We start from the raw sequence: 23,754 nt of genomic DNA, 5'->3' as shown, positions 1-23,754 counted from the left end.
GGATCGTGGCCCGTTGGTGACGATCAGACGGCTCAGACAGCCTCGGCCTTGAACGTGGCCGTCGCCGTCTTCCAGAAGTCCGCGTCCTCGTACTCGGTCGGATCGGCGACACCGGCCAGATGGAAGGCCTCGCGCCGTTCGACGCAGGTTCCGCACCGCCCGCAATGCCGCTCGCCCCCCTTGTAGCAGGACCAGGTCTCGGCAAAGGGCGTGGCATGCCGCGCGCCTTCCGTAACGATATCGGCCTTCGAGATGGTGACGAAGGGCGACAGAAGTTGAACGCTGGCATACCCCTCCAGCGCATGGTTCTGCATGACCTGGAAGCTGTCGATGAAGCCCGGTCGGCAATCCGGATAGATGAAGTGGTCGCCGCCGTGCACCGCAATGGCCACCGCATCGGCCCCTTGCGCCGCAGCAAGCCCGAAGGCGATGGTCAGCATGATGGCGTTGCGGTTGGGAACGACGGTGATCTTCATCGTCTCCTCCGCATAATGCCCATCCGGCACCGCGACATCATCCGTCAGCGCAGATCCGGTCAGATGCTTGCCGATGGTGGTGATGTCGATGACGTGGTGCGGCACGGAAAGACGCGCGGCCGCCAGTGCCGCAAACTGCAGTTCCTTCTTGTGGCGCTGGCCATAGTCGAAGGAAATGAGGCCGACAAGATCCGCCTCCGCGGCAATCTTGTAGGCCAGCGAGACGGAGTTCAGTCCGCCGGAGCAGACGACGAGCGTTTTCATCGTTCAGGCATCCTTGTTTTGACCGGGTAGGCTGCGACCGGGTTCTTCAGCCGTCTTTTATAGCAAAGATCCTCAAAAGAAACCCGAGGACCGATGCGAAAGCAAACAAAGAACAGCAGCGGAAGCACCTGGTCCAGATGGCGGTTGAACACTGGACACGGTGCGGACGGAAAACATGTCACGCATCATCGAAGCAACAACCATCTGACGCGACTGTCCCCCTGAACGCCCCATCCGACGCGATAAAGGAAGCCAATCCCCACGGGTGAACGAACTCGCGCAAAAGTCGCAGAGGTCTGGCGGCGTGTCTTGGCCCACCGCACCAAAACCAGCGCGGCAACATGAGAACAATTGCATTTTCAGAGGCTTGCCACGCCGAAGGCAATGGCAACTCTTCTCTCAAGGATTGAAGATCCTTGCCCAAATAGCAGGCAAATTCTCCTAAGCAATTGTATTTCAATACAAAAATACACCCCTCATTTTATACATTCACGCTAAATTAATCAGGCCACTCTAAAGTAACTGACGAAGGGAGAAAAATGATGAACAACAGGTTACTATGTGTGGCTGCTGTCGTGGCAGGCTTGAGTACGACTGTTGCGCAGGCAGAACCGGCAAAGCTCGATCCCGCCGCGCTCATTACTCAGAACGTCATCAAGGACATCCGCAGCTTCATCGACAGCGACATCGTGCGGCTGTCGATCGAAGCGCAGAACGCCCGGCTGACCGACCTGAAGCAGAGCCAGATCGACGCACTGGACAAGCAGTGGCGCGCCGAACGCGAAAACGCCGACAAACCTCTGATCGCGGCAACATTGTCCAATCCGCTCTCGGTCTACCTTTCGCGCATTCAGGGGCGCTCACTTGGCCTTTATGCGGAAATCTTCGTGATGGACCAGAATGGTCTCAATGTTGGCCAGAGTTCCGTCACGAGCGACTTCTGGCAGGGTGACGAGGCCAAGTTCCAGAAGACGTACAACGTCTCGGGGGACGCCGTTTTCATCGACGAGGCCGAATGGGACAAGGGCTCCAAGATCTGGCGTGGCCAGGTCAGCTTTACGGTGGTCGATCCGCAGACGAAGAAGTCGATTGGCGCCGTCACCGTTGAAATGAACCTGACCGAACTGGCTCGGCGCACAACACCGGGTACCTAACAACGACCTGCAGCGGATCACCGGATCGGGGGCATCCGGTCTCCAGCGCATCATTTTTCCAAGGTAGGGCCAACCATGCTCAAGAACATGTCCGTCAGCGCTAAGGGTTTTGTGGCCTTCGGTATTCTGGCGATCATCGCCATCGTCGCTTCAGGCTTTATCTACATGCGGTCGACGGCGGCAACGGCGCTGGTCGAGCAGAACCAGCGACTGACGGTGGTCGTCGGTGAAACTGCGACGCTTGTTGATTCCATCACGAAAGCCAATCTGGCGGTGAAGAGCTTCCTGCTAACCGGCAACCGTGACTTCCTCAGCGAGTACCAGAAAGTCAGCACCTCCATCGATCAGCAGGCCGCAGCGCTTGAGCCTCTCGTTACGAAGGAAATGCCGAACGATCTGCCGAAGCTCAAGGAAGCACTGGCCGCCATTTCGTCCTGGCGTACGCAGGTCATCGCACGACAGATCGAGCTGATGCGTGACCCGATGACCGTCGATATGGCCCGGGCACTCGAACTGACGGATACGGGCACCCGCCTGCTCGAGAACTTCAATGCCTCCATCCAGGCTGTCAAGGCTGACATCCAGGCCAACGCATCCAATGCCTACCGCGAACAGATGACCGCTTTGGGCGCCGTCGAGTTCATCTCCCTGTTTGCGTCCTTCGTCGTGGCGGCGGCAGCGGCTGCCCTTGGCCTTCTGAACTTCCAGCTGGTTTCCCGTCCGCTCGGCCGCCTGGCCAGCGCAACGACCCGTCTCGCAAACGGCGAACTGAACGTGGTCATCGACAAGCACGGCAAGGACGAGATCGGCCGCATGGCCGATGCCATGCAGATCTTCCGCGAAGCGGCCGTCGCCAATCAGCGTCTGCAGGCGGAAGCCGAAGAAAACCGGGCCCAGGCGGAAGCCGACCGGATTGCCGCCCAGCAGCGCGCCGAAGCCGATGCGGCGGATCGCCTGCGGGTTGCCACCTCCGGCCTCGCCCAGGGCCTGAAGCGGCTGGCTGATGGTGACCTCGCCTTCCAGCTGACGGACACGTTCGCACCGGACTTCGAGCCGCTGCGCCACGACTTCAACCAGTCCATCCGCCAGCTGAACCAGACGCTGTCTGCCATCAACAACAGCATCGAGACGATGGAGACGGGCACTCGCGAAATCGCCAACGGCTCCGACCACCTGTCGAAACGCACCGAACAGCAGGCCGCAGCCCTTGAGGAAACCGCCGCCGCGGTCGAAGAGATCACGGCGAACGTGCAGAACTCCACCAAACGGACCGAAGAAGCCCGCCGCGTCGCCTCGCAGGCAAACTCGTCCGCCAATGCTTCCTCCGAGGTCGTCGGCCGCGCCGAAGAGGCGATGAAGAAGATCGAGAACAGCTCTCAGCAGATCTCCAACATCATCGGCGTCATCGACGAAATCGCCTTCCAGACCAACCTGCTTGCGCTGAACGCAGGCGTCGAGGCCGCACGCGCCGGTGAAGCCGGCAAGGGTTTTGCCGTCGTCGCCCAGGAAGTGCGCGAACTGGCGCAACGCTCCGCCAACGCCGCCAAGGAGATCAAGGCCCTCATCCAGAACTCCAGCTCGGAAGTTGCCGGCGGCGTCGATCTCGTCCGTCAGGCCAGCACGGCGCTACGCACCATCGGCACCTTCATCATCGAGATGAACACCCACATGGATGCCATCGCCATCTCCGCCAAGGAGCAGGCAACCGGCCTGTCGGAAGTCAACCAGGCCGTCAACGCCATGGACCAGACGACGCAGCAGAATGCGGCGATGGTGGAGGAATCGAACGCGGCCTCCGCAGCGCTTGCCAACGAAGCCGCCAAGCTGCGCGAACTGGTTTCCCAGTTCCGCATCGATGGCACAGCGACCGCCCAAGCCTCGGCTCTGCGCCAGACGGCACGCGCCATGGCCGCACCACCGGCCCATGCGACGGCGGCCCCGCCGCGCAGCGTGCGCCCCGCCGCACCGGCACGTGCTGTCGGCAATGCCGCGGTTTCCCGCGACAACTGGGAAGAATTCTAAGCCCCCTCTCCTTCCTCAGAACACGGACGGCGCGGCATCCCCGCGCCGTCTTCGTTGAGTGACCCTTGTCATCAAGCCCTTGACCTCCGATGTTAAGAAGGGCAGGCGAAACGGCTTGCCCGATGCGGAGGAAGTCATGCTTGCAGGTCTCGATATCGTCGTCATCGCCCTTGTGGCCTTTGTCATTCTGGTCCTGTTTGCCGGGATCAAGACGGTGCCACAGGGATACCGCTACACGGTCGAGCGATTTGGCCGCTACACCCGAACCCTTGACCCGGGTCTCAACCTCATTGTGCCCTTCATTGAACGGGTCGGCTCCCGCATGAATGTCATGGAACAGGTTCTGGACGTGCCGACGCAGGAGGTGATCACCAAGGACAATGCCAGCGTTTCGGCCGATGCGGTGGCCTTCTACCAGGTGCTGAACCCCGCCCAGGCGGCCTATCAGATCGCCAACCTGGAAAACGCCATTCAGAACCTCACCATGACGAATATCCGCTCGGTGATGGGTTCGATGGATCTCGACGAACTCCTCTCCAATCGCGAAGTGATCAACGAACGCCTGCTGCGGGTGGTGGACGAGGCCGTCCAGCCCTGGGGCATCAAGGTCACCCGCGTCGAGATCAAGGACATCCAGCCGCCGACCGATCTGGTGCAGGCCATGGCCCGCCAGATGAAGGCCGAGCGCGAAAAGCGCGCCCAGGTTCTGGAAGCGGAAGGATCACGCAACGCCGCCATCCTGCGCGCCGAAGGCGCCAAGCAGGCCGCGGTCCTGCAGGCCGAAGGCGAACGGGAAGCAGCTTTCCGGCAGGCGGAAGCCCGGGAACGACTGGCCGAGGCGGAAGCCAATGCAACACGGTTGGTCTCAGACGCCATCGCCTCCGGCGACGTGAATGCGATCAACTACTTCGTGGCGCAAAAATATACCGAAGCCATGGCAGCGATCGGCACCGCCGGCAATTCGAAGATCGTGCTGATGCCGATGGAGGCCTCATCGCTGATCGGCTCGCTCGGCGGCATCGGCGCCCTCGCCCGCGACGTCTTCGGCGATGGCGGCGATGCCGCCGCCCCTTCCACCCGTCGCGTCACCCCTCCTCGCAGCACGCCGGCGCGAACGACACCGGTCCTCAATCCGTTCGACCAGAACCGCACCGAAAGCTGAGCGATGATCGCGGACCTAGCCAGAAACCTCGGCCCCTGGAGCTGGTGGATCGTCGGCCTGCTGCTGCTCGCGGCGGAACTGGCAGCGCCCGGCGTGTTCCTGATCTGGATCGGCGTTGCGGCCCTGGTCGTCGGCGCCGTCTCGCTCCTCATCTGGGACCTTCCGGTCTGGAGCTGGCAGTTGCAACTGCTCGTCTTCGCCGTCCTGTCGGTCGTCATCACGCTGGCAGGACGCCGCTACTTCGGCAGGCCCGACGCGGAGAGTGACCAGCCGCTCCTCAACCGCCGCGGCGAAAGCCTGGTCGGGCGCACCGCCGTGCTGGCCGAGCCGATCAGCAATGGCCGCGGCCGCATCAGGCTCGATGATACCTGGTGGTCGGTCAGCGGGCCGGATCTACCGGCCGGCATGAAAGTCCGTGTTGCGGAATGGACCGGCAGCGAACTCATCGTCGAGCCAGTCGCCTGACGTGGTTCAGGCAACCCCGATTCTGAGCAGATCGTGGAAATGCACGAGACCGAGCGGCCGCTTCGTCTCATCCACGACGACGAGCGCGCCAATGCTGTTCTTCTGCAGGAAGGCCAGCGCCACCGTTGCCAGCGTCTCCGGCCCGATCGTCTTCGGCGTCTTCGTCATCACATCGTCCACAACCAGTTCGCCGAGATTGCGGGTCAGGTTGCGGGCCAGATCGCCTTCGGTGATGATGCCGGCCAGTGTGCCATCCTCCTCCAGGACCAGCACGCAGCCGAAATGCTTGTGCGACAGCGTCGAGACGGCCTCAGGCATCGCCGTGCCGCGCGCGACGATCGGCAGCCGGTCACCGGTATGCATGATATCCTTCACATGCGTCAGGCTGGCGCCCAGCTTGCCGCCCGGATGGAAGGTGTGGAAGTCGGTGGCAGAAAACCCGCGGGCTTCCAGAAGCGCTATCGCCAGCGCGTCGCCGATGGCAAGCTGCATCAGCGTCGAGGTGGTCGGCGCCAGTCCATGCGGACAGGCCTCCTGCTCGTTCGGCAGCAGGAAGACAAGGTCGGACGCGCGCGCAAGCGTTGAATCCGCAGCACAGGTCAGTGACAAGAGCGGGATCGAGAAACGCCGCGTATAGGCGACGATGCTGCGGAGCTCGGCACTTTCGCCGCCTTTCGAAAGCGCAATGACGAGGTCGTTGCCGGCGATCATGCCGAGATCGCCGTGATTGGCTTCTGCCGCATGCACGAAGGAGGCCGGCGTGCCTGTCGAGGCAAAGGTCGCCGCGAGCTTGACGCCGATATGACCGCTTTTGCCGACGCCGGTGACGATCACACGGCCAGTGATGCCGGAAATGATCTCGACAGCCTGGCGCAGGATATCGCCAAGTCCGTTCTGCAACGCAGCTTCGAGCGCCTCAAGGCCGCGCTTTTCCATGGCAAGCGTGCGGAGCGCAGACGAGACCGGGTCGAAAGGTTCAGTTGAAAGGGCCGTGTTTGTCATGCGCGGAGCGATAGCCTGCAACCGCGCAAAAGTCCATCGCACCAACCGCCGCAGGCTCTTCAACCAATCATTAACCAGCCTGCTTTACGTTTGGGTAAGCATTTTCGCGCGGCCAGGCAAACCGAATGAACAAGACGATCATCACCGGCAGACGCTCTGCCCGGCACTTCGGGCCGGTCGCCCTGCTTTTGGCCTCCGCAGCCCTGCTGCCGCAAACGCTGCTGGCCCAGACCCTGTCCTCCGGCACCTCGACCGCCAACCCTTATCCCGCCTCGACGGCGTCCACGGCCGGCGCGGTCACCGGCAGCACCCGCACGTCCGGCTCCAGCACCACTCCGGCGACCACCTATGGCGCGACCACCGCCAATACCTATGGCAGCGCCGCCACCAGTGGCGCGGCTTCGGGTTACGGTGCGGACGACAGCGCCGATGCGACCACCGATCCGTATGGCACGGCGAGCAGCCGCACCACCCAGACCACGGCAGGCTCCACCGCCCTGCGCGGCACAAGCATGCTGCAGGGAACACCGCTCAATGACGCCGACAGCCTGGACGCGGATGATCTCGGCCGCCTGACGGAAGCGCCGCAGAACGAAGCGGAAGCGCCGATCGATGCCGGTGAAGCCGCCCTCACCCGCACGGACGATGGTCTTGGGCTTCGTTTCGGCTCGTTCACCCTGCGCCCAAGCGTCAACCAGAGCGTCAACACCGAGACGACCCGGCGCGGCGGCACCGAAACGCGGCGCAGCTACCTCGCGACCACCGGCAACTGGGAACTGCGCTCCGACTGGGCCCGTCACGCGCTGACCGTCACCGGCGAAGGCACCTGGCAGAAAAACATCAGCGGCAGCGGCGTGACCGAGCCGCAGGCCAACATCAACGGTGATCTGCGCCTTGATCTCGCCGACGACACGATCGCCAACCTGACCGCCGGCTATGCCTTCGAACGCGAAGACGCCAATGATCCGAACGCGATTGCCAATGCGCTGAACCAGGCGGATGTCGATCGCTATACGGCAGGTGCCGCCATCGAACGGGATGCCGGCCTGCTGCGCGGCACCGCCGCTCTGGCGCTCACCCGGACCACGTACGGCGATGTCCGCCTGAGTGACGGCAGAACCCTCAGTCTCGCCGACCGCGACCGCACCGCCTACCAGGGACGGGTACGGCTGGGCTACGAACTCTCTCCGGCCCTGATCCCGTTCATCGAGGCAACGCTTGGCCGTGCCATCTACGATTCCGATCGCGATGCGTCCGGTTACGCCCGTTCCTCCAACAGCTATGGCGGACGCGGCGGCATCCAGCTCGATCTCGGCGAAAAGCTGCGCGGCGAACTGGGTCTCGGTTACGCCGTCGTCGATTACGAGGATTCCCGCCTCGCTTCTATCGATGCCTTCACCGTGGACGGCAACCTCGCCTGGTCGCCGAGACGCGGCACGACCATCGATTCGACCCTGCGCACGACGGTTCAGGATGCGACCTCCGCCGGCGCGAACGGCTGGGTGGAGTACCAGTTGACCACGGGCGTCTCGCAGCAGATCCTCGATCAACTGACCGGCCGCCTGACCGGATCGACAACGTTGCGGGACTTCCCGACCACCACCAACGAGTTGAACTGGCAGCTGGGCGCCGGCCTGATCTGGAACATCAACCGCTATTTCGACGTGACCGCCAATGTCGGGTACGAACATACCGACAATGCAAGCGGCGAGGACAGCAAGGTCATCCGCGCCGGCATCGGTCTGACGCTGCGCCGCTGAGGTCGTCGGCGCAGGCAAAAAGCCCCACGGAAATCCGCGGGGCTTGATGTCGTTCGGCTCTGAAAGCGCTTAGAGCTTCGAGGTGATGTCCTTCAGCGGACCTTCGATCAGCGGACGGATATCGTCGCGCTTCAGCGCAAAAGCGAGGTTGGCGAGGATGAAGCCATCCTTTGCACCACAGTCGAAAGTCTCGCCCTTGAAGTGGTAACCGGCGAAATCCTGGCTCTTGGCCAGCGCCAGCATGCCGTCGGTCAGCTGGATTTCGTTGCCGGCGCCGCGCTCCTGGGTTTCCAGGATCTTGAAGATTTCCGGCTGCAGAATGTAGCGGCCGTTGATGAAGAAGTTGGACGGTGCGGTGCCCTTGGCCGGCTTTTCCACCATTTCGGTGATCTTGAAGCCTTCGGATCCGACTTTCTCGCCGACGCCGACGATACCATATTTGTGGGCCAGCGCGGGATCGCACTCTTCGACGGCCAGCACGTTGCCGCCGGTCTTTTCATAGAGTTCGACCATGCCCTTGAGGCAGCTCTTCTCCGACGCCATGATCATGTCGGGCAGAAGAACGGCGAAGGGCTCGTTGCCGACGATATCGCGCGCGCACCAGACCGCATGGCCGAGGCCGAGCGGAACCTGCTGGCGCGTGAAGCTTGCCGTGCCCGCTGTCGGCAGAAGATCGGCGAGAAGCGTCAGCTCGGCGTTCTTGTTGCGCTCGCGCAGCATCTGCTCAAGCTCGTACTGAATGTCGAAATAGTCTTCGATGACACCCTTGCCGCGGCCGGTCACGAAAACGAAATGCTGGATGCCGGCAGCAGCGGCCTCATCGACAACATATTGAATCACGGGCTTGTCAACGACCGTCAGCATTTCCTTCGGAACTGCCTTGGTCGCAGGCAGGAAGCGGGTTCCCAAACCTGCAACAGGAAAAACGGCTTTACGGATCTTCTGTCCCACTCATGCCTCCTAAGCACAAACAATCATTGTGGTGCGTTGCACCACCGTCGCTAAGCGACAAATCACTACCAATTCACAAACAATGACAGAAGCGTGTCCTTATGGTAAAGAGATTGTTGACAACTCCGGTCTACCCTGTCGTGACGCCAGGGATGTCGTTTGCGATCCTGGCAATGTTGAGACGGAAAGAACCAGGGACACGACTGCTGATGAAGTTTTTCCATTCGCATCGCTTCGCGCTCTCCGCGATCGCCGCCATGATGGTTGCGACCAGTCCGATAGATGCCCGCGCGGATACGGGTTTCAAGACGTGGGTCGCCAAATTCTATGACACAGCCTCGGCAAGCGGCATCAGCCGCTCGACCTACAACAAGGCTTTTGCCGGAATTTCCGGTCCGGATTCTGACGTCCTGGAGAAGGCACGCTACCAGCCGGAGTTCAAATCTCAGATCTGGGATTACCTCGATTCGCGCGTTAACCCCTACACCGTGCGTATCGGCCGCGAGATGCTGGCCCGCCATGGCCGCACGCTTGCGGCCCTGGAAAACCATTTCGGCGTCGATAAACACATTCTGCTGGCCATCTGGTCGATGGAATCGAATTACGGGGCGGTTCTCGAGAACCGGGACCGGCTGCATCATGTGCCGCAGGCTCTGGCAACGCTTGCCTGGGCTGATCCCAAGCGCGCCAATTTTGCCCGCAAGCAGCTGATTGCGGCGCTGAAGATCCTGCAAAGCGGCGACGTGACCCCCAGTCACCTCACCGGCTCCTGGGCCGGCGCCATGGGCCACACCCAGTTCATCCCGACAAGCTACCTGCTCTATGCCGTGGATGCGGACGGCGATGGCCGGCGCGACATCTGGAGTTCGATCCCGGATGCGCTGGCAACCTCCGCCAATCTTCTCGCGAAGAACGGCTGGGAGGGTGGAAAGACCTGGGGCTACGAGGCCGTCCTGCCGTCCGGCGCGGCGCGCTATTCTGGCCAGACCAAGACCTTGGCGCAATGGGCCGCGCTAGGCTTCACCCGGCCGAACGGCAAGGATTTTCCGCGTCCCTCCGACCGGGCGGAGTTGAAGCTGATGGCTGGCAGCAATGGCCCCGCCTTCCTGATGTTGAAGAATTTCTTCGTCATCAAGCGTTATAACGCGGCCGATTCCTACGCGCTCGCCGTTGGCCTTCTGGCGGACGAGATTGCCGGCTTCGGCGGCATGACCCAAGCCTGGCCAAGACCGAACGGCACGCTCGACATCCGCGAGAAGTTCGAGTTGCAGAGCCGTCTCAAGGAGCTCGGCTACTATGACGGCGAAATCGACGGCAATTTCGGCTCCGGCTCGAAGGCGGCGATCAGCGCGATCCAGTCGCGTCTCGGCATGGACAACACCGGTGAACCGTCGAAGACCCTGTTGAGAGCCCTGCGCAATTGACGATGTCGAAATGCGCGACACATGATGGGTCGCACGCAGATGAAGACAGGAAGAGGCAGACCATGGCGGCCGCACGGCTGGGAATGCGCAGCGTAGCGGTAGTCCTCTGCGCCCTCTTGGTCATCTTTGGGGATGCCGCGTCTGCCTTTGCCCAGGAACGCCGCACGCTGTTCGACATGATGTTCGGAGAGCGTCGTCCGCAACGCGCCGACCGCTCGATCATCCAGATTGAGCCGCAGCGGACACGAAGCCGGCAGCCCACCGCCGCCACGCCACGCGCGCCCCGCCCGGCCGGAACCGCCGCACCGGCGGCGGAGACCACGACGGTCGAGAAACTGGAAAACGCCCGCAAGGTGCTGGTCGTCGGCGATTTCACGGCCGTCAGCATCGGCACCGGTCTCGAAATGGCGTTTGCGGAGGATCCATCGGTTCTCGTCGTCAAGGAAGGGTCCGGCTCGTCCGGTCTCGTGCGCCAGGATTACTTCAACTGGCCGGACAAACTCCCCGGCCTGCTCGATGAGGTAAAACCGGCCGTGGTGGTCCTGATGATCGGCGCGAATGACCGACAGACCATGGCCGTTGGCGAGGGAAGCGAAAAGTTCAGGACCGAGGCCTGGTTCGAAGAATACGAACGCCGGGTGGCCGAGCTTGCAGAGATCGTCACCGAGCGGAAACTGCCGCTTCTGTGGGTGGGCCTGCCGGCCTTCCAGTCGTCTTCGCTGACGGCGGATGCGGTGACGCTGAACGGCATCTATCGTCCGACGATCGAAAAGGCCGGCGGTGAGTTCATCGACATCTGGGACGGTTTCGTCAACGAAGACGGCCAGTTCATCATCACCGGTTCGGATATCAACGGCCAGCAGGTGCGATTGAGAAGTCCGGACGGTATTGGCTTTACGGATGCCGGCAAGCGCAAGCTCGCCTTCTACGTGGAAAAGGTGGTCAAGCGGCATCTCGGCGGTCTCGATCCCGGGGCACTCATCCGCCTCGATGCCGGCAATCTGCCGCTCATCACCAGCCTGCCGCCGGAGGCCGCAGCCAGCGTTCCGAGCCAGCCGATCAGCCTGTCCGATCCGCAGCTGGATGGGGGCGACAGTCTCCTCGGCGGCAGCTTACCGCCGACGACGGCGTCGGATTCGCCGCGAAATCTGCTGCTCACCCGCGGCCAGTTGCCGGACCCGCCCGCCGGACGGATCGACAATTACAGGCTGACGCCGGCGACCACCGCCAGCCAGCCGTGAGCTAAAGTAAACCTCAGGCGGCGGCGCGCTCGGCGAGCGCCGAGAGGCAGGTCTTGAAGGCCGTGAGATCGGTGTAACGTTCGGCAGCGGCCGCATCGTGAATGGCGATGAACCCACCGCGCCGCTCGATGCCACCGTGCAGCATCAGGTTCTCGATCATGTCGAAATCCTCGAGCGACATTCCATCCGGCCCGCGCTTGCGGCCATCGGCACCTTCGCGCACATCACCACCATAGAACTCTGCGGTGCGGGCGTAGTGATTTGCCGTGACATTCGTATAGGCCGCCACCAGCTTCCCCTGCGCGCACATGTAGCCGAGCTCGAAGGCCGTGCCGACATCCGCCGCGATGCCGCGGAAGGGCGTGAGGTTGGCGATCACGCCATCGGCGCGGTTCATCATGCCCTCGTCCACGGCGCTGATCTTCAGGCCGAATTCGTGGCGGGTCGGTGCGGGCTCAATGAAGATGTCGCCGGGGCAGATCGGCTCGAAACCGTGCGCGCGGGTCAGCTCCGCCTTGGCATCCAGGATGACGCGCGCATTGGGCAAGAACACCTCCGGCCCCGCAAGATAGAGTTTCAAAGTCATGGGCCGTTGGTCCGGTAAAATGCGATTGTCGAAAATGGATCGGCCCGGTTTCCCGGGCCGAGGTCTGTGTCTTTCCATCAGGCGGGAAGAACGGTGCTTCCCATCAGCGCCTCATCGACGGCACGGGCCACCTGCCGGCCTTCGCGGATCGCCCAGACGACCAGCGACTGGCCACGGCGCACGTCGCCGGCTGTCCACAGCTTGTCGACCGAGGTCTTGTAGTCCTTCTCGTTGGCGACCACGTTGGTGGAGCCACGGCGGTCGACGTTGAGCTGGAGCTTGTCGCCCAGATCCTTCAGAACGCCGTCCTGGGCCGGACCGGAGAAGCCGATGGCGATGAAGGCGAGATCGGCCTTGATGATGAAATCCGTGCCGGCGATCGGCTTGCGGCGTTCATCCACCTGGCAGCAGCGCACGCCGGTCAGCTGACCATCCTCGTCACCGACGAATTCCAGCGTTGCCACCTGGAACTCGCGCACGGCACCTTCCGCCTGCGAGGACGAGGTGCGCATCTTGGTGGCCCAGAACGGCCAGACGGCGAGCTTGTCTTCCTTCTCCGGCGGCATCGGACGGATGTCGAGCTGGGTGACCTTGACCGCACCCTGGCGGAAGGCCGTGCCGACGCAGTCGGACGCGGTATCGCCACCGCCAACGACGACGACATGCTTGGCACCGGCAAGGATTGGTTCCGCCGGCCAGCCGACGCTGTCGATGTTCTCGCGACCGACGCGGCGGTTTTGCTGCACCAGATAGGGCATCGCATCATAGACGCCGTGCAGCTCGACGCCGGGAATGCCGGCCGGGCGCGGGGTTTCCGAGCCGCCGCAATAGATCACGGCATCATGCTCGTCGAGCAGCGTCTGCATCTTGATATCGACGCCGATATTGGCGCCGTAGTGGAAGGTCACGCCTTCGCCGGTCATCTGCTCGACGCGGCGATCAATGAAGTTCTTCTCCATCTTGAAGTCGGGAATGCCATAGCGCAGCAGGCCGCCGGCCTTGCTCTCGCGCTCGTAGACATGCACCTCGTGACCGGCACGCGCGAGCTGCTGCGCGGCTGCCATGCCCGCCGGACCCGAACCGATCACGGCCACCTTCTTGCCGGTCTTTACCGTGGCCGGCTGCGGCACGATGTAGCCGAGCTCATAGGCCTTGTCGGCAATTGCCTGCTCGACCGTCTTGATCGCCACCGGCGCATCTTCGAGGTTCAGCGTGCAGGCTTCCTCGCACGGCGCCGGACAGACGCGACCGGTGAATTCCGGGAAATTGTTGGTGGAATGCAGGTTGCGGATCGCCTCTTCCCACTTGTTGTTGTAGACGAGGTCGTTCCAGTCCGGGATCTGGTTATGCACCGGGCAGCCGGTCGGGCCGTGGCAATACGGAATGCCGCAGTCCATGCAGCGCGCCGCCTGCTTGGTGACTTCCGCATCCGACATCGGGATGAGAAACTCGCGGAAATGGCGAATACGGTCAGAGGCCGGCTGATACTTCGCCACCTGCCGGTCGATTTCCATGAAACCCGTAACCTTGCCCATCTTTCATCCCTCAATCTTCGCCGCTAGCGCAGCCAATTTTCAACCTTCAATCCCGGCACGCGGGAAAACTCACTCTCATTGTTCGTCACCAGCACAGCGTCCAGTGCCAGTGCATGTGCCGCGATCCAAAGGTCATTTGGACCGATGTTCATTCCTTGCCTCAACGCCAGCCGGACCTCGGCATACCGCTGATCACTCGGAAGCTGCAGCGGAGCCACATAGAGCCGCCGCGTCACCGCCGACACCTTGCGCGCCAACTCCTCGGAGCCGTTTTTCTGCACGCCGTACCAGATCTCACCATGGGTGATGATGCTGATGAAGGCATTCTCTTCCCCGATCTCAAGAAGTCGTTCGAGAATCTGTCCACGCGGATGCCTGACGATCGCCGAGACGATGTTGGTATCAAGCATGTACCGCATCAGATCTCGACCTCGCGGAGCGGTTCCAATTCGTCGTCATTGCCAACGAATTCTTCTCCGCTCCAGGCCTCCGCCTGTTTCAGATACTCGATAAGGCCGGCAGTCACAGCGGTTCGCATCAGTATCGAGCCGTCTGGCTGCTGCACCAAGACGGCACGATCACCATCGAACTCGAATTCCTTCGGTATGCGAACCGCCCGGCTTCGACCGTTTTTGAAGATGGCGGCTGCAACCTCGCCATCTACACTTGCGTCTTTCACATGCTCGTTCATGTCCGCCTCCATCGTTGGCATATGCTAACAGCATATCACAACGGTGGGACATGTCGAACTATTCCGCCGCAACACCCATGCGCATGCGTTCCATTTCCTCCAGCGCACGGCGGTATTCGACCGGCATGACCTTGCGGAACTTCGGACGGTACTCGCTCCAGCGATCGAGGATCTCCTTGGCACGGTTGGAGCCCGTGTAGTGAAGATGGTTGGAGATCAGCTGGTAGAGGCGCTCCTCATCGTGGCGGGTCATGTCTTCGGAAACGTCCACACGTCCCTTGTGCATGATGTCGCCGCCATGGTGATGCAGCTTCTCCAGCAGTTCATCCTCTTCCGGCACCGGCTCCAGTTCCACCATCGCCATGTTGCAGCGCTTGGCGAAATCGCCGCTCTCGTCCAGCACATAGGCGACGCCGCCCGACATGCCGGCTGCGAAGTTGCGGCCCGTTTCGCCGAGAACCACCACGATGCCGCCCGTCATGTATTCGCAGCCGTGGTCACCCACGCCCTCGACAACGGCAATCGCACCGGAGTTGCGCACGGCAAAGCGTTCGCCGGCCACGCCGCGGAAATAGCACTCGCCGGTGATCGCACCGTAGAGCACCGTGTTGCCGACGATGATCGCGTTCTCGGCAGCAAGCTTTGAGTTTTCCGGCGGGCGCACGATGATGCGGCCACCCGAGAGCCCCTTGCCGACATAGTCGTTGCCGTCACCCACCAGGTCGAAGGTGATACCGCGGGCGAGGAAGGCGCCGAAGGACTGGCCGGCCGTGCCACGCAGCGTGACATGGATCGTGTCGTCCTTCAGACCCTTATGGCCCCAGCGCTTGGCAAGCGCCCCGGAGAGCATCGCGCCGGCGGAGCGGTCGACGTTCTTGATCGACACGTCGAAGGCGACCGATTCCTTGCTTTCCAGCGCCGGCATCGACTTTTCGATCAGCTTGCGGTCAAGAATGTCGTCGATCGGGTGCTTCTGGCGCTCGGTCCAGTAGGTCGCTTCCTTGGGGGCCTCCACCTTGTGGAAGATCTTGGAGAAGTCGAGCCCCTTGGCCTTCCAGTGCGCCAGCATCTCATCCTTCTCGAGCAGTTCCGAGGCGCCGATGATCTGGTCGAGCTTGGTGAAGCCGAGCGAGGCCAGGATTTCGCGCACCTCTTCCGCCACGAAGAAGAAGTAGTTGATGACATGCTCCGGCGTGCCCTTGAAGCGCTTGCGCAGGACCGGATCCTGCGTGGCAACGCCGACCGGGCAGGTGTTCAGGTGGCACTTGCGCATCATGATGCAGCCGGCGGCGATCAGCGGCGCGGTCGCGAAACCGAACTCGTCGGCGCCGAGCAGCGCCCCGATGATGACGTCGCGGCCGGTCTTCAGGCCGCCATCCACCTGCAGGGCGATGCGCGAACGCAGGCCGTTCAGCACAAGCGTCTGCTGGGTTTCGGCAAGGCCAATTTCCCAAGGGCTGCCCGCGTGCTTCAGCGAGGTGAGCGGGGATGCCCCCGTGCCGCCATCGAAGCCGGCAACGGTGATATGGTCAGCGCGGGCCTTGGCGACACCGGCGGCAACCGTGCCGACGCCCACTTCCGACACCAGCTTGACCGAGATGTCCGAGGTCGGGTTGACGTTCTTCAGGTCGAAGATCAGCTGCGCCAGGTCTTCGATCGAATAGATGTCGTGGTGCGGCGGCGGCGAGATGAGACCCACGCCCGGCGTCGAGTGACGGGTCTTGGCCACCGTCGCGTCCACCTTGTGGCCGGGCAACTGACCACCCTCGCCGGGCTTGGCACCCTGCGCCACCTTGATCTGCAGCATGTCGGCGTTGACGAGATATTCTGTCGTGACACCGAAGCGGCCGGACGCGATCTGCTTGATGGCCGAGCGTTCCGGGTTCTGCGAACCGTCTGCCAGCGGCAGGTAACGGTCGCTTTCTTCGCCACCTTCGCCGGTGTTCGACTTGCCGCCGATCCGGTTCATGGCAACGGCGAGCGTCGTGTGGGCCTCGCGGCTAATCGAGCCGAAGGACATGGCGCCCGTCGAGAAGCGCTTGACGATATCGACCGCCGGCTCGACCTCATCGACGGAGACCGGCTTGCGGCCCAGCTGCTCGGCAGACTTGACCTTGAACAGACCACGGATGGTGTTCATCCGCAGCGCCGTCTCGTTCATCATGGCGGAGAACTCGCGGTAACGGTCCTGGCTGTTGCCACGCACCGCGTGCTGCAGCGAGGCCACCGCATCCGGCGTCCAGGCATGGCTTTCGCCGCGCATGCGGTAGGCATATTCGCCGCCAATATCGAGCGTCGAAGCGAGGATCGGGTCCTTGCCGAAGGCTGCCATGTGGCGGGCAACGGTTTCCTCGGCGATTTCCTTGAGGCCGACACCTTCGATGGTGGTGGCCGTGCCGAAGAAATACTTGTTGACCAGATCCGAAGCGAGACCAATCGCATCGAAGATCTGCGCGCCGCAATAGGACTGGTAGGTCGAGATGCCCATCTTGGACATGACCTTCAGGATGCCCTTACCGACGGCCTTGATGTAGCGGTAAACCACTTCGCTTGCATCGACCTCCTTCGGGAACTCGCCGCGGGCATGCATGTCCGTCAGCGTGTCAAAGGCGAGATAGGGGTTGATGGCTTCCGCGCCGAAGCCGGCGAGGCAGCAGAAGTGATGGATCTCGCGCGGTTCGCCGGATTCGACGACGAGGCCGACCGAGGTGCGCAGGCCCTTGCGGATCAGGTGGTGATGCACGGCAGCGGTCGCGAGCAACGCCGGGATGGCGATGCGGTCCGGGCCGATCTGGCGGTCGGAGAGCACGATGATGTTGTAGCCACCGCGCACCGCCGCTTCGGCCCGTTCGCACAGGCGGTCGAGCATCTCCGGCATGCCTTCGGCGCCGCGCTCCACATCGTAGGTGAAGTCGAGCGTCTTGGTGTCGAAATGATCTTCCATGTGGCCGATGGAACGGATCTTTTCGAGATCGCCATTGGTCAGGATCGGCTGGCGCACTTCCATGCGCTTGGCCTTCGCCATGCCCTCATGGTCGAGAATGTTCGGACGCGGGCCGATGAACGAGACGAGGCTCATGACGAGTTCTTCTCGGATCGGATCGATCGGCGGGTTCGTCACCTGGGCGAAGTTCTGCTTGAAATAGGTATAGAGCAGCTTCGACTTCGCCGACATGGCCGAAATCGGCGTATCGGTGCCCATGGAGCCGACGGCTTCCTGGCCGGTGGTCGCCATCGGCGACATCAGGATCTTGGTGTCTTCCGAGGTGTAGCCGAAGGCCTGCTGGCGATCGAGCAGCGACACGTCGCGGCGCAGCGCGCGCGGCTCCACCGGCTTCAGGTCTTCCAGGATGATCTGCGTGCGGTCCAGCCAGTTGCGGTAGGGGTGCTTCGTGGCAAGCTCGCTCTTCACTTCCTCGTCGGAAATGATGCGGCCCTTCTCCATGTCGATCAGAAGCATCTTGCCGGGCTGCAGGCGCCACTTCTTGACGATCGTCTCTTCCGGCACCGGCAGAACGCCGGCTTCGGAGGCCATGATGATGCGGTCGTCATCGGTCACGACATAACGCGCCGGCCGCAAGCCGTTGCGGTCGAGCGTCGCACCGATTTGGCGGCCATCGGTGAAGGCAACGGCGGCCGGACCATCCCACGGCTCCATCAGCGCCGCATGGTATTCGTAGAATGCCTTGCGTTCTGGGCTCATCGACTGGTTGCCGGCCCAGGCTTCCGGGATCAGCATCATCACCGCATGGGCCATGGAATAGCCGCCACGCACGAGGAATTCGAGCGCGTTGTCGAAGCAGGCGGTATCCGACTGGCCCTCATAGGAGATCGGCCAGAGCTTGGAGATGTCATCGCCGAAGAAGGGCGAAGAGACCGACGCCTGACGCGCCGCCATCCAGTTGACGTTGCCGCGCAGCGTGTTGATTTCGCCGTTATGGGCGACCATGCGGTACGGGTGCGCCAGCTTCCAGGACGGGAAGGTGTTGGTGGAGAAACGCTGGTGCACGAGGGCAACCGCTGATTCAAAGCGCGGGTCCGACAGGTCCTTATAATAGGCGCCGACCTGGTAGGCCAGGAACATGCCCTTGTAGACGATGGTCGAGGACGACAGCGAGACCGGGTAGAAGCCGGTTTCCTGGCCGCCGAACTGGTCGTAGATGCGGTTGGAGATCACCTTGCGCAGCAGGAACAGCTTGCGCTCGAAATCATGGTTGGTCGCCGCATCGCGGCCCGCACCGATGAAGATCTGACAGTGATAAGGTTCGGTCGCGGCGATATCCGGCGCCTTGGAGAGCGAAGCATTGTCGACCGGCACATCGCGGAAGCCGAGGAACTGCTGCCCCTCCTCCGCGATCACCTCGATCATCACCTTCTTGAAGTGTTCGATCTGCTCCGGGTCGCGCGGCATGAAGATGTGACCGACGGCATATTCGCCGGCCTTCGGCAGGGTCACGCCCTGCTTGGCCATTTCCTCACGGAAGAAGCGGTCCGGGATTTGCACGAGGATGCCCGCGCCATCGCCCATCAGCGGATCGGCGCCGACGGCACCACGATGCGTCAGGTTTTCCAGGATGAACAACCCGTCCTTGACGATCTGGTGCGACTTCTGGCCCTTCATATGGGCAATGAAACCGACGCCGCAAGCATCGTGTTCGTTGCGCGGATCATAGAGACCCTGCGCCATCGGCAGACCGGGGAAGGACGGACGAGCCGGAATGACGGCTTTCACGGTCTCGCCTTCGGCGCCATGGTGTCTCTTCGTCATCAGTCAGTCTCCTTATCGGCCGCCGGGGCGGGCAAAGGGTTTCAGAACAGGGTGCGCAAGGCACCCCACGTCTCTACACATCGCAAGTGAACCGCAGACGACAGTTACCTTCAAGGAGAAGGTTAACGGTTTCTGCGGTGTTTTTCTCCGGATTAGGACAGGAAGGCTGTCCTAGTTCCTGGTTTTCTATGACAGAAATCGTCGCTGGACGCAAGGTCCGCAACAGGAAAAAGAAACGCGCCGGAGACGCATTCTGTCGTAAGAGAATGCGAAGGCGAAACAAAATGTCTCAATGTCGGAGAACTTGTCACTTTTGCTGCGGCAGAACCAGGGCCGCGGCGGCGATTGTCGGTTGGCTATTGATCAGGCGCCCGATCCGCTTAAGCTCTGAGCCTCCTGCTCCCATCCTCTCGAGAGTCAATTCCCATGTTTTTTGCCTCGGACAACTGGGCCGGCGCCCACCCGGCCATCAATGAACGCCTGCTGAAGGAATCCACCCGCTTCGCCGCCGCCTATGGCACGAGCGAACTCGACCGCCAGATCGAACAACGCTTCAATGAGATTTTCGAACGGGAGGTCTCGGTCTTCTTCGTCGCCACCGGCACCGCCGCCAACTCGCTGGCGCTCGCAAGCCTTGCCAAGCCGGGCGGTGTGGTGTTTGCCCATTCCGAAGCGCATGTGATCGAGGACGAATGCGGCGCGCCGGATTTCTTCAGCGGCATGCGCATGTCGCCGGTCGAAGGGCCGCTCGGCAAGATGGACCCGAAGCACCTCAAAAGCCGCATCGCGCGCTATCCGCAGGATGCGGTCCATCACGGCCGGGCGACCGCGGTCACCATGACCCAGGCGACCGAAACCGGCACCATCTACAGCCTCGACGAGATCGACACGATTGCGGCGATTGCCCGCGAACACAGCCTGCCGCTGCATATGGACGGCGCACGTTTTGCCAATGCGCTCGTCAATCTGGACGCCACACCGGCGGAGATGACCTGGAAACGCGGCGTGGACGTTCTCTCCTTCGGCGGCACGAAGAACGGCTGCTGGTGCGCGGAAGCCATTGTCTTCTTCGATCCGGAGATGGCGAAGGAACTGCCCTTTATCCGCAAGCGCTCGGCGCAACTGTTTTCCAAATCGCGCTTCATTGCCGCCCAGTTCGAGGCCTATCTGCAGGACGGGCTGTGGCTCGATCTTGCCCGCCATGCCAATGCCATGGCCGACCGCCTGCGCGCCGGCCTCGATGCCTCCAACAGCGCCCGCCAGGCCTGGCCGACGACATCGAACGAGGTGTTTGCCGTCATTCCGGTCGAGACGATGAAGGCCGCGTATGAAAAGGGTGCGAAGTTCTACGACTGGCTGGAGCCGCACGACATGGCAGAACCGGTGGCCGAAGGCCATATGCTCATCCGTCTCGTCACGAGCTTTGCGACGGAGCCGCAGGATGTGGATGCCTTCCTCGACGTGATCGCGGCTGGCTAACAGGTGCGAGGGTCACGGCACGGGTCACGGCAAGGGCAACGCGTCTTGCCGTGACCGTCAGCCCTGCGGGGTGATGCGCTGGACAATCAGGCTGGACAGCGCCTCGGTTAGCGCAGCATCCGCACCGCGCCGCGACACCAGCACGAACTCCACATCCTCCAGCACCGGCAGCCGTTCGCCCGCCACCTCGCGAAGCCCCTCCGGGGCCATGCTGCGCGGCTGCACCAGCACGCCCATGCCGGCACGTGCCGCCGCGGTCAGCCCCGCAAGATTGCCGCAGGTGCAGACGATCCGCCACGGCAGCTTTGCCCGGTCCAGCGCATCCTGCGCCACCTTGCGGGTAATGCTCGGCTGCGGAAACGCGATTAGGGGCACCGGCGTATCCGGACCGACGCCGAAGAGATCCGGATCGCGCGCCAGCCACACCAGCGGCTCGCGGTAGAGAAGCCGGCCATGCGTCTCGCCAAGATGGCGCTTGGCAAGCACCAGATCCAGTTCGCCGACATCCTGCATCTGGTAGAGCGTGGCACTCAGCGCCACGGTCAATTCCAGATCGACCAGCGGGTAAAGCCGGATGAAATCCTCGAGAATTCCGGTCAGCCGGTTGGCCACCACATCCTCCGAGACCCCCAGCCTCAGGCGACCGCGCAGGCGCGTCTCGCCGAACAGCGACATCACCTTGCCGTTCATCTCCAGCATGGCCCGCGCATAGCTCAGAAGCGCCTCGCCCTCCGTCGTCAGCTTGACGCGATGCGTGGTGCGGTCAATCAGCTGTCGGCCGAGACTGCGCTCCAGCCGCTGGATGTGGTGCGTGACCGTGGACTGGCCGATACCGAGCTGCTCCCCCGCCAGCGTGAAATTGCCGGTATCATGCAGCCGCAGAAAGGTCGCAAGATGCGTCAGGTTCAGCATTCATCAAGCTTCCCGATAACTGTTAGTCTTTGCATTCTGCTTCATGATGAGGCAGTCAACAAGGCGGATATTCTGGACTGGACCCGCCATGCGCCGCTTTTTGCCCGATACCTTTACGCTTCTGTTGCTCTGCACCGTTCTGATCGCATCGATTTTGCCCGCCAGCGGCACTTTCGAGGACTATTTCGAGGATGCAACGGATTGCGCCATCGCCTTATTGTTCTTCCTGCACGGGGCAAGGCTGTCGCGTCACGTGGTGGTGGCGGGTGCGCTGCACTGGCGCCTGCATCTGACCATCCTCGCCGTCACCTATGCCATCTTCCCGCTTCTTGGCCTCGGCTTCGGATATATTCCGGAGGCGATCCTGAAGCCGGAACTCTATGTCGGCATCCTGTTCCTCTGCGTTCTGCCCTCCACGGTCCAGTCGTCGATCGCCTTCACATCCATTGCCGGCGGCAATGTGCCGGGGGCCATCTGCGCGGCATCCGCCTCCAATCTGTTCGGCATGTTCCTGACCCCGCTTCTGGTCGGATTGCTGATGACGACGAGCGGCAGCAGCGGTTTTTCGCTGGATGCGCTGGAAACCATCCTGCTTCAACTGCTCGCCCCCTTCATCCTCGGCCAGATCCTGGAACCCTGGATCGGCAAGTGGATCCGTTCGAAAAAGAAGCTTCTGACCCCTGTCGACCGCGGTTCGATCCTGATGGTGGTTTATCTCGCATTTTCGGAATCCGTGAATGAAGGCCTGTGGCAGACCTTTTCGCTGCGCGATATCGGCGTGGTGATCGTGCTTGATGCGCTGCTTCTTGCCATGCTCCTGGTCATCACCATGTTCGGCAGCCGTCTCCTGGGCTTCAACAAGGAAGACGAGATCACCATCACTTTCTGCGGCTCAAAGAAGAGCCTTGCCTCCGGCGTGCCGATGGCCGGCGCGATCTTCGCCGGCCAGAGCATCGGCGCCATCGTTCTGCCGCTGATGCTCTTCCACCAGATCCAGTTGATGGTCTGCGCCGTGATTGCCCAGAAATATGCAAAACGGCTTGCCAAGGAACCGCTGCCGGCCCCGGCCGCCGCCTGAGGAGCATGAAAAAGGCCCCTCCCGATCGGGAGAGGCCTTCGATACGAACATCCGACAAGAGAAAGGTCAGTTGACCTTCTGCGGATCCGGCTGCGCCTCGATGGTCTTCGGCGTGCTCACCACATCGGCGGCAATCGAGATGCGGCGCGGCTTCAGCGTTTCGGGAATGTTGCGCAGCAGATCGATATGCAGCAGGCCGTTCTTCAGCGAGGCCGCTTGAACCTCCACATGGTCGGCCAGTTGGAAGCGGCGCTCGAAGGCGCGCTTGGCAATGCCGCGATAGAGGAATTCGGTCTTTTCTGCGGTCTCGTCTTCGGACTTCTCGCCCTTGACGGTCAGCACATGGGCATGTGCCTCGATGCTGAGTTCCTTTTCATCGAAACCGGCCACCGCCATGGTGATGCGGTAGGTGGTCTCGCCGGTCCGCTCGATGTTGTAGGGCGGGTAGGTCTGCGCCTGCTCCGGCTGGCCGACGCCGTCCAGCATGGAAAAGAGACGGTCGAAGCCGACGGTCGAACGATAGAGCGGCGAAAAATCGATGTGACGCATGGTGTCCTCCTTGAAGCGACGTGTGCGGTTTTGTCATCTGAAGCCCGTGCCCCGTTTGGCGACACCGGCTCCTGTCATGCGGACCCTTTCGGCGTCCGTGACCGTGAGATGGGAGTTCGAAATTCCGCGTTCAAGACCCCTTGATGAAGAAGCGGCCTGCCAATTGTCTTCCCCCATGAACCGCGGCTGAACCGGCAATTCCATCCGCATTCAGGCCACCCGGTGTAGGAATCGT

19 protein-coding genes are annotated in these 23,754 nt (G+C 62.3%); 9 read left to right on the top strand and 10 right to left on the bottom strand.

From position 1 onward, the window contains the following. Positions 1–32: 32 nt before the first annotated feature. A complete protein-coding gene (gene queC / locus G6N78_RS09560; protein ID WP_165217781.1) occupies positions 33–740 on the bottom strand; it encodes a 7-cyano-7-deazaguanine synthase QueC in 708 nt (235 codons plus the stop codon). 539 nt (positions 741–1,279) lie between these two features. Here queC and G6N78_RS09555 point away from each other — a divergent pair. The 4 genes from G6N78_RS09555 (at position 1,280) to G6N78_RS09540 (ending at position 5,543) form a co-directional block, all read left to right on the top strand. Next, positions 1,280–1,894: a hypothetical protein gene (locus G6N78_RS09555; protein WP_234905769.1), complete on the top strand. Its 615-nt coding sequence runs from the start codon at positions 1,280–1,282 to the stop codon at positions 1,892–1,894. Positions 1,895–1,969: 75 nt separating this feature from the next. Then, a complete protein-coding gene (locus tag G6N78_RS09550; RefSeq protein ID WP_165217773.1) occupies positions 1,970–3,916 on the top strand; it encodes a methyl-accepting chemotaxis protein in 1,947 nt (648 codons plus the stop codon). Positions 3,917–4,052: 136 nt separating this feature from the next. Beyond that, complete coding sequence (locus tag G6N78_RS09545; protein ID WP_165217771.1) at positions 4,053–5,078, top strand: SPFH domain-containing protein; 1,026 nt, start codon at positions 4,053–4,055, stop codon at positions 5,076–5,078. Between the two features lie 3 nt (positions 5,079–5,081). Continuing rightward, positions 5,082–5,543: an NfeD family protein gene (locus tag G6N78_RS09540; protein ID WP_165217769.1), complete on the top strand. Its 462-nt coding sequence runs from the start codon at positions 5,082–5,084 to the stop codon at positions 5,541–5,543. A 6-nt stretch (positions 5,544–5,549) separates the two neighbouring features. Here the strand turns inward: G6N78_RS09540 and G6N78_RS09535 are convergent, their stop codons facing one another. Further along, positions 5,550–6,545, bottom strand: coding sequence for a KpsF/GutQ family sugar-phosphate isomerase (locus G6N78_RS09535; RefSeq protein ID WP_165217767.1), 996 nt, complete (start codon positions 6,543–6,545; stop codon positions 5,550–5,552). A 125-nt stretch (positions 6,546–6,670) separates the two neighbouring features. Here G6N78_RS09535 and G6N78_RS09530 point away from each other — a divergent pair, with 125 nt between their 5' ends. After that, positions 6,671–8,305: an outer membrane beta-barrel protein gene (locus G6N78_RS09530; RefSeq protein WP_165217765.1), complete on the top strand. Its 1,635-nt coding sequence runs from the start codon at positions 6,671–6,673 to the stop codon at positions 8,303–8,305. A 69-nt stretch (positions 8,306–8,374) separates the two neighbouring features. Here G6N78_RS09530 and galU read toward each other — a convergent pair whose 3' ends face one another. Further along, on the bottom strand, positions 8,375–9,256 hold the full coding sequence (gene galU, locus G6N78_RS09525) for a UTP--glucose-1-phosphate uridylyltransferase GalU (RefSeq protein WP_165217764.1): 882 nt from the start codon (positions 9,254–9,256) through the stop codon (positions 8,375–8,377). A gap of 257 nt (positions 9,257–9,513) precedes the next feature. Here galU and G6N78_RS09520 point away from each other — a divergent pair, with 257 nt between their 5' ends. Together G6N78_RS09520 and G6N78_RS09515 are read left to right on the top strand one after the other, a co-directional pair. Continuing rightward, positions 9,514–10,680, top strand: a complete 1,167-nt coding sequence (locus tag G6N78_RS09520; RefSeq protein WP_370691517.1) for a lytic murein transglycosylase — start codon at positions 9,514–9,516, stop codon at positions 10,678–10,680. Positions 10,681–10,742: 62 nt separating this feature from the next. Further along, a complete protein-coding gene (locus tag G6N78_RS09515) occupies positions 10,743–11,921 on the top strand; it encodes an SGNH/GDSL hydrolase family protein (RefSeq protein ID WP_165217760.1) in 1,179 nt (392 codons plus the stop codon). 13 nt (positions 11,922–11,934) lie between these two features. On the opposite strand, the gene G6N78_RS09510 is transcribed toward G6N78_RS09515, so the two are convergent. The 5 genes from G6N78_RS09510 to gltB all read right to left on the bottom strand — a co-directional run bounded on the left by G6N78_RS09510 (position 11,935) and on the right by gltB (position 19,501). After that, on the bottom strand, positions 11,935–12,507 hold the full coding sequence (locus tag G6N78_RS09510; protein WP_165217758.1) for a nucleoside 2-deoxyribosyltransferase: 573 nt from the start codon (positions 12,505–12,507) through the stop codon (positions 11,935–11,937). Between the two features lie 77 nt (positions 12,508–12,584). Continuing rightward, positions 12,585–14,042 carry a glutamate synthase subunit beta gene (locus tag G6N78_RS09505; protein WP_165217757.1) on the bottom strand — a complete coding sequence of 486 codons (1,458 nt, stop codon included), beginning with the start codon at positions 14,040–14,042 and terminating at the stop codon, positions 12,585–12,587. A 23-nt stretch (positions 14,043–14,065) separates the two neighbouring features. After that, positions 14,066–14,452 (bottom strand): type II toxin-antitoxin system VapC family toxin, encoded by a 387-nt coding sequence (locus G6N78_RS09500; RefSeq protein ID WP_234905768.1) that lies wholly within the window; start codon positions 14,450–14,452, stop codon positions 14,066–14,068. 8 nt (positions 14,453–14,460) lie between these two features. Beyond that, complete coding sequence (locus G6N78_RS09495) at positions 14,461–14,733, bottom strand: antitoxin (protein WP_234905767.1); 273 nt, start codon at positions 14,731–14,733, stop codon at positions 14,461–14,463. Positions 14,734–14,791: 58 nt separating this feature from the next. Beyond that, a complete protein-coding gene (gene gltB, locus G6N78_RS09490) occupies positions 14,792–19,501 on the bottom strand; it encodes a glutamate synthase large subunit (protein WP_234905766.1) in 4,710 nt (1,569 codons plus the stop codon). Positions 19,502–19,927: 426 nt separating this feature from the next. Between gltB and G6N78_RS09485 the strand changes: the two genes are divergently transcribed. Then, on the top strand, positions 19,928–20,980 hold the full coding sequence (locus G6N78_RS09485) for a threonine aldolase family protein (RefSeq protein WP_165217753.1): 1,053 nt from the start codon (positions 19,928–19,930) through the stop codon (positions 20,978–20,980). Positions 20,981–21,037: 57 nt separating this feature from the next. Here the strand turns inward: G6N78_RS09485 and G6N78_RS09480 are convergent, their stop codons facing one another. Further along, the gene (locus G6N78_RS09480; RefSeq protein WP_165217752.1) at positions 21,038–21,892 is read right to left on the bottom strand and encodes a LysR family transcriptional regulator; all 855 of its coding nucleotides are present in this window, start codon (positions 21,890–21,892) and stop codon (positions 21,038–21,040) included. Between the two features lie 88 nt (positions 21,893–21,980). Between G6N78_RS09480 and G6N78_RS09475 the strand changes: the two genes are divergently transcribed. After that, positions 21,981–22,970 (top strand): bile acid:sodium symporter family protein, encoded by a 990-nt coding sequence (locus G6N78_RS09475; protein ID WP_206531558.1) that lies wholly within the window; start codon positions 21,981–21,983, stop codon positions 22,968–22,970. Between the two features lie 66 nt (positions 22,971–23,036). On the opposite strand, the gene G6N78_RS09470 is transcribed toward G6N78_RS09475, so the two are convergent. Beyond that, positions 23,037–23,519 (bottom strand): Hsp20 family protein, encoded by a 483-nt coding sequence (locus G6N78_RS09470; protein WP_165217750.1) that lies wholly within the window; start codon positions 23,517–23,519, stop codon positions 23,037–23,039. Between the last annotated feature and the right edge of the window lie 235 nt (positions 23,520–23,754).

It is taken from the genome of Allorhizobium pseudoryzae, from assembly GCF_011046245.1.
Classification (GTDB): Bacteria; Pseudomonadota; Alphaproteobacteria; order Rhizobiales; family Rhizobiaceae; genus Neorhizobium; species Neorhizobium pseudoryzae.
Note: the sequence above shows the minus strand (reverse complement) of the source record. Positions and strands in the feature narration are given on the sequence as shown.

What these genes read in the sequence shown, in the direction of transcription:
- G6N78_RS09515 (WP_165217760.1), top strand. Translation starts at nt 10,743, where the DNA reads ATGGCGGCCGCACGGCTGGGAATGCGCAGCGTAGCGGTAGTCCTCTGC.
- G6N78_RS09550 (WP_165217773.1), top strand. Translation starts at nt 1,970, where the DNA reads ATGCTCAAGAACATGTCCGTCAGCGCTAAGGGTTTTGTGGCCTTCGGT.
- G6N78_RS09500 (WP_234905768.1), bottom strand. Translation starts at nt 14,452, where the DNA reads ATGCTTGATACCAACATCGTCTCGGCGATCGTCAGGCATCCGCGTGGA.
- G6N78_RS09485 (WP_165217753.1), top strand. Translation starts at nt 19,928, where the DNA reads ATGTTTTTTGCCTCGGACAACTGGGCCGGCGCCCACCCGGCCATCAAT.
- G6N78_RS09495 (WP_234905767.1), bottom strand. Translation starts at nt 14,733, where the DNA reads ATGAACGAGCATGTGAAAGACGCAAGTGTAGATGGCGAGGTTGCAGCC.
- G6N78_RS09555 (WP_234905769.1), top strand. Translation starts at nt 1,280, where the DNA reads ATGATGAACAACAGGTTACTATGTGTGGCTGCTGTCGTGGCAGGCTTG.
- G6N78_RS09475 (WP_206531558.1), top strand. Translation starts at nt 21,981, where the DNA reads ATGCGCCGCTTTTTGCCCGATACCTTTACGCTTCTGTTGCTCTGCACC.
- gltB (WP_234905766.1), bottom strand. Translation starts at nt 19,501, where the DNA reads ATGACGAAGAGACACCATGGCGCCGAAGGCGAGACCGTGAAAGCCGTC.
- G6N78_RS09540 (WP_165217769.1), top strand. Translation starts at nt 5,082, where the DNA reads ATGATCGCGGACCTAGCCAGAAACCTCGGCCCCTGGAGCTGGTGGATC.
- G6N78_RS09520 (WP_370691517.1), top strand. Translation starts at nt 9,514, where the DNA reads ATGATGGTTGCGACCAGTCCGATAGATGCCCGCGCGGATACGGGTTTC.
- G6N78_RS09545 (WP_165217771.1), top strand. Translation starts at nt 4,053, where the DNA reads ATGCTTGCAGGTCTCGATATCGTCGTCATCGCCCTTGTGGCCTTTGTC.
- G6N78_RS09480 (WP_165217752.1), bottom strand. Translation starts at nt 21,892, where the DNA reads ATGCTGAACCTGACGCATCTTGCGACCTTTCTGCGGCTGCATGATACC.
- G6N78_RS09510 (WP_165217758.1), bottom strand. Translation starts at nt 12,507, where the DNA reads ATGACTTTGAAACTCTATCTTGCGGGGCCGGAGGTGTTCTTGCCCAAT.
- queC (WP_165217781.1), bottom strand. Translation starts at nt 740, where the DNA reads ATGAAAACGCTCGTCGTCTGCTCCGGCGGACTGAACTCCGTCTCGCTG.
- G6N78_RS09530 (WP_165217765.1), top strand. Translation starts at nt 6,671, where the DNA reads ATGAACAAGACGATCATCACCGGCAGACGCTCTGCCCGGCACTTCGGG.
- G6N78_RS09535 (WP_165217767.1), bottom strand. Translation starts at nt 6,545, where the DNA reads ATGACAAACACGGCCCTTTCAACTGAACCTTTCGACCCGGTCTCGTCT.
- G6N78_RS09470 (WP_165217750.1), bottom strand. Translation starts at nt 23,519, where the DNA reads ATGCGTCACATCGATTTTTCGCCGCTCTATCGTTCGACCGTCGGCTTC.
- G6N78_RS09505 (WP_165217757.1), bottom strand. Translation starts at nt 14,042, where the DNA reads ATGGGCAAGGTTACGGGTTTCATGGAAATCGACCGGCAGGTGGCGAAG.